This is a genomic window from Terrabacter sp. P5_B1, assembly GCF_056400505.1.
In genome coordinates this window covers 1-4,381 of sequence record NZ_JBFULD010000338.1, presented here as the reverse complement: position 1 = coordinate 4,381, position 4,381 = coordinate 1, and the positions used below count along the sequence as shown (strand labels likewise).

The following is a 4,381-nucleotide window of genomic DNA, read 5'->3' as shown; positions in this document are numbered from 1 at the left end:
GCCGAAGGTCGCCGGTGGCCGCAAGCGGACCGGTCTGCTCATCGGCGGCGTCGCGACGGCGCTCGTCCTCGGCGGCGCCGGCGCGTTCGCCTTCCAGAGCCTGAGCGGAGGGGGCTCCCAGCCCGCCGACGTCCTGCCCGGCGACGCGTACGCCTACCTCCGCCTCGACATCGACCCCTCGGCCGGCCAGAAGATCGCCGCGGTGCGCTTCCTCGGCACGCTCCCGCAGGTCAAGGACACCCTCGGCAGCGACGACCCTCGCAAGAAGCTCTGGGAGATGGCCTCCAAGAACTCCAGCAACGACTGCGTCGCGAAGTTCGGCTACGACAAGGACATCGCGCCCTGGCTCGGCGACCGCGTCGGTGCAGCCATCCGACCCGGGGGCACTGAGAAGGCCCCGAACGTCGCCGTCGCGATCCAGGTCAAGGACGAGGCGGCCGCCAAGGACACGCTGACCAAGCTGTTCGCGTGCGACAAGAGCGGCGACACGGACCTGCGCATGAAGGACGGCTACGCCATCGTCACGCCGTCCGGCGTGGGAGACGCCACCCTGGCCGCGGTCGACAAGGGCTCGCTGGCCCAGAACGCCACCTTCACGCAGGACATGGGTGCGCTGGGCGAGCAGGGCATCATGTCGGCCTGGTTCGACATGGGCAAGGGCCTCGGGGAGATCCAGAAGCTGGGCGGGACGGCCGGCCTCAACGCCGTCTCCACGGCCGGCGCCAAGGGCCGGTTCGCTGCTGCGCTGCGCTTCGACGCAGACTACGTCGAGATGGCCGGCATCGTGCGCGGCGCCGACGGGGCCACGTCGGTCAAGGGCGACGGTGCCGAGATCGCGTCCCTCCCGGCCAACACGCTGGGGGCCCTCAACATCTCGGGCGCCGACCAGATGCTCGACGGCGCGTGGCCCGCACTCAAGAAGCAGATCGAGAGCCTCTCTTCCGCCGATGGGGCGTCCGACCCGATCGGCCAGATCGAGCAGCAGCTCGACGTCAAGCTCCCGGACGACCTCAAGGTCCTCCTCGGCCGGTCGTTCACCGTCGCGATGCCCGACCAGGACTTCAAGTCGGACGTCCCCACCATCGGCGCCAAGGTCGTCTCGAGCGATGCCAAGCGTGCCGACGAGATCGTCGGCCGCCTCATGGACGCCACCGGCGCGACCAGTGACATGCTGACGCACAAGGTCGAGGGCGACAAGGTCTTCGTGGCCACGACGCCCGGCTACGCCGACGACCTGAAGTCCGGCGGCAAGCTCGGGGACAGCGACGCCTTCAAGCTGGCCGTCGGCGACGTCAGCAGCTCCAGCGTCACGCTCTTCGTCGACCTCGACAAGGTCTACAAGCTGACCCAGGGACAGGTGGACGGCGAGGCCAAGACGTTCCTCGAGTCCCTGCGCGCCGTCGGCGTCAACTCCTCGACCACGGGCAAGGGTGAGGGCACCTTCACGCTGCGTGTCGTGGGCAACTGATCTCGACCTGCACGACGAAGGGCCTCGCTTCGGCGGGGCCCTTCGTCGTGCAGCGATCGGTCAGCCGGCCGCTGCGAAACCCGTGATCCCGAAGCCCTTCGACATGGGCACGCGAATCCGGTTGCCGGCGTAGGAGATTCCGCCGTCCACCGGCGAACGCACCGACCACCAGGCGGCGTCGAGGTCGCTGACCTCGGTCGTCGGCTCGGCGGCGACGAGCGCGGCCGCGGCGCCCACCCCGACGTGGCTCTCCATCATCGAGCCGACGATGGTGCGCAGCCCGGCGTCATGGGCGCGGCGCAGCATGTCCCGGCCGACCGTGAGAGACCCGCACTTGGCGAGCTTGACGTTGACGAGGTCGGCCGCGCGCAGCCGGATGATCCGTTCGAGGTCGAAGGGCCCGTAGCAGGACTCGTCGGCCATGACCGGCAGGCCGACACGCTCGCGCACCCAGGCGAGACCCTCGACGTCGTCGGCCACGACCGGCTGCTCGACGAACTCGACCCCGAGGTCGGCGACCTCGAGCGCCCGGATGACCTGGACGGCCTCCTCGCGGGTCCAGCCCTGGTTGGCGTCCAGCCGGATGGCGACGTCGGGCCCGACGGCATCGCGGACCGCCGCGACGCGCTGCACGTCGGTGGCCGCGTCGGTGCCCACCTTCATCTTGAGGGTGCGAAAGTCCTCCGCCACCCGCGCGCGGGCCGCGTCGGCGAGGGCGTCAGCCGCACCTGCCGACAGGGTGACGTCGGTGGTCAGCACGTCGCGTATGCCGTCCGGTCGGGCCGAGAGGACCGCGGCGACCGAGGTCCCCTCCGCCTGGGCGACGAGGTCGTGCAGGGCCGCGTCGACCGCGGCCTTGGCACCGAAGTTGCGGGCCACGGCGCGCTGGACGCCCGCTGCCGCGGCCGCGAGGTCATCCCGGTCGTCGAGCTCTTGGCCGGTGACGACCGGAGCGAGCATCGCCTCGATGCAGGCCGTGGCGCTGGCCAGGGACTCCCCCGTCACCTGCCAGACCTGCGGCGCCTCGCCCCAGCCGGTGCGGCCGTCGCTGTCGGTGATGGTGACGACCACGGTGTCGGTCGTCCCGGTGCGGCGCAGCGCGGTGACGAACGGCGTGTGCAGCGGCACGGACATGGTCGTCGTCGTCACCCGCTCGATGGTCGTCATGGCTGCTCCTCCCCCGCCGGGTGCTCGGCCCGCCAGACGTCCCGGGCGATGCCGGCGACGAAGGCCGCGGCCTCGGTCTCATCGAGGTCGACGGTCGTGCAGACCGCAAGGACGAACGGCTCCTCGCCAGGGGGACGCACCAGCGCCACGTCGTGCGAGACCCCGGGGATCCAGCCTGACTTGCTCGCCGTCGGCGTGCCCGGCGGCAGCCCGGCGGGCACCTGGTCGACGTGCACCTGGCGGGCCAGCATCGCCTCGACGGGGGCCAGCACGTGGTCGCCGCCGAGGGCCGGCTCGCGGCGCCCGACGGCGGCCATGACGAGCCCGAGGTCGGCAGCGGTCACGGTGTTCGAGATGCCCGCCGTGCGGGCGGCCGCGTCCTCGATGCCGCGTCCGACGACCATCGCCGGCGAGCAGCCGACGATGCGGAGCACCTCCGCGACCTCGTCGAGGCCGACGACGTCAATCAGCAGGTTGGTCGCGATGTTGCTCGAGTGGGTGATGGCCTGCTCGGCGAGCTCGGCGAGCGTGCGGGTGTCGCCGACGGCTGCCCACGTCCGGGGGTCCTGGTCGTCCGACTCGTCGAGGTCGAACGGCGACCCGTCGTGCACCGACGCGAACGTGCCCGAGACCCTGACCGGCGTGTCGAGGTCGAGCTCGCCGCGGACGACGCGGCGGAAGGCGGCGATGACGAGAGGCAGCTTCATGGTGGACGCGGCGTAGTGGGGCGCGAGCGCGTCGTGCTCGTAGCGGGACCGACCGTCGAGGTCGCCGAGCCACACCGAAACGACGGCTGGCTCCGACGCCGGCAAGTGGTGCCCGGTCGTGACGAGGATGAGACGTGAGTCGAGGTCCGAGAAGGGGCTGAGCACCCCAGCACGGTAGACGATCAGGCGGCGGAGGCGGACACCACGTCGTCCGACGCGACGGGCAGCGTGACGGTCGGAGCGAGACCTTCGCTCTCGGCCATCCGGCTGGACACGTCGATGAGCACCTGCGAGAGCGGCAGGGCGAGCGCGCCACAGATCGAGGCGAGCAGCTCCGAGGAGGCTTCCTTCTCGCCGCGCTCCACCTCGCTGAGATAGCCGAGGGAGACCGAGGCCGTGGCGGAGACCTCACGGAGGGTGCGGCCCTGGGCGCGGCGGCGCTCGCGCAGGACGTCACCGAGCTCGCGTCGCAACAGTGTCGTCATGCCGTCCTCCTTCAGGTCGCTGGTGTGGCGGTGTCGGGTGCGGGGTCACCGCCGGGGTGACCCGACAGCCCTACCGTACCCCGAGGGTCCCACGGCGGCGCAGGGGTTTGGCGCGTGGCGCCGGACTCCTGCACCGCGAGCCGGAGCACCGCCTCGACGGTCGCCGACCGGATCTCGGCCCTGGTCCCTTTCAACTCGAGCGCGCGCGTGGCTGTTCCCGACGGGCCGGCCACGGCCACGTGCACGGTGCCTGCGGGCTTGCCCTCCGACGGGCCCGGACCGGCCACCCCGGTTGTCGCCAGGCCCCACGTCGCCCCCAGCCGGCGGCGTACGCCCTCGGCCATCGCGACGGCGACGGCAGGGTCGACCGTGCCGACCCGCGCGACGAGGTCGGCGGGCACGTCCAGGAGCAGTGTCTTGACCTCGGCGGCATACGCCACGACTCCACCGAGCAGCACCGCGGAGGCCCCGGCGGTGTCGGCCACGGTGGCGGCGACGAGCCCAGCCGTCAGCGACTCGGCGCACCCCAGCGTCTGACCGGCCTCGGTCAGTGC

General features: G+C 72.1%; 5 protein-coding genes. 1 reads left to right on the top strand and 4 read right to left on the bottom strand.

The annotated features are described in order from the left end of the window. On the top strand, positions 1-1,468 hold a 1,468-nt coding region (locus tag AC1DP0_RS18640; RefSeq protein ID WP_478087343.1), incomplete at its 5' end, for a DUF3352 domain-containing protein. A 60-nt stretch (positions 1,469-1,528) separates the two neighbouring features. Here AC1DP0_RS18640 and AC1DP0_RS18635 read toward each other — a convergent pair. From AC1DP0_RS18635 to AC1DP0_RS18620, 4 genes are all read right to left on the bottom strand, one after another. Continuing rightward, positions 1,529-2,635: a dipeptide epimerase gene (locus tag AC1DP0_RS18635; protein ID WP_478087341.1), complete on the bottom strand. Its 1,107-nt coding sequence runs from the start codon at positions 2,633-2,635 to the stop codon at positions 1,529-1,531. Beyond that, entirely contained in the window at positions 2,632-3,507 is an 876-nt protein-coding gene (locus AC1DP0_RS18630) for a serine hydrolase (RefSeq protein ID WP_478087339.1), read from the bottom strand. Before AC1DP0_RS18630 ends, AC1DP0_RS18635 begins: the two co-directional genes overlap by 4 nt. Before the next feature lie 17 nt (positions 3,508-3,524). Next, positions 3,525-3,827 carry a helix-turn-helix domain-containing protein gene (locus AC1DP0_RS18625; protein ID WP_478087336.1) on the bottom strand — a complete coding sequence of 101 codons (303 nt, stop codon included), beginning with the start codon at positions 3,825-3,827 and terminating at the stop codon, positions 3,525-3,527. Between the two features lie 11 nt (positions 3,828-3,838). Further along, positions 3,839-4,381: CinA family protein (locus tag AC1DP0_RS18620; RefSeq protein WP_478087334.1), on the bottom strand; the 543-nt coding region annotated here is incomplete at its 5' end.

Coding starts and splice junctions, on each gene's coding strand:
- AC1DP0_RS18635 (WP_478087341.1), bottom strand. CDS start 2,635: ATGACGACCATCGAGCGGGTGACGACGACGACCATGTCCGTGCCGCTG.
- AC1DP0_RS18625 (WP_478087336.1), bottom strand. CDS start 3,827: ATGACGACACTGTTGCGACGCGAGCTCGGTGACGTCCTGCGCGAGCGC.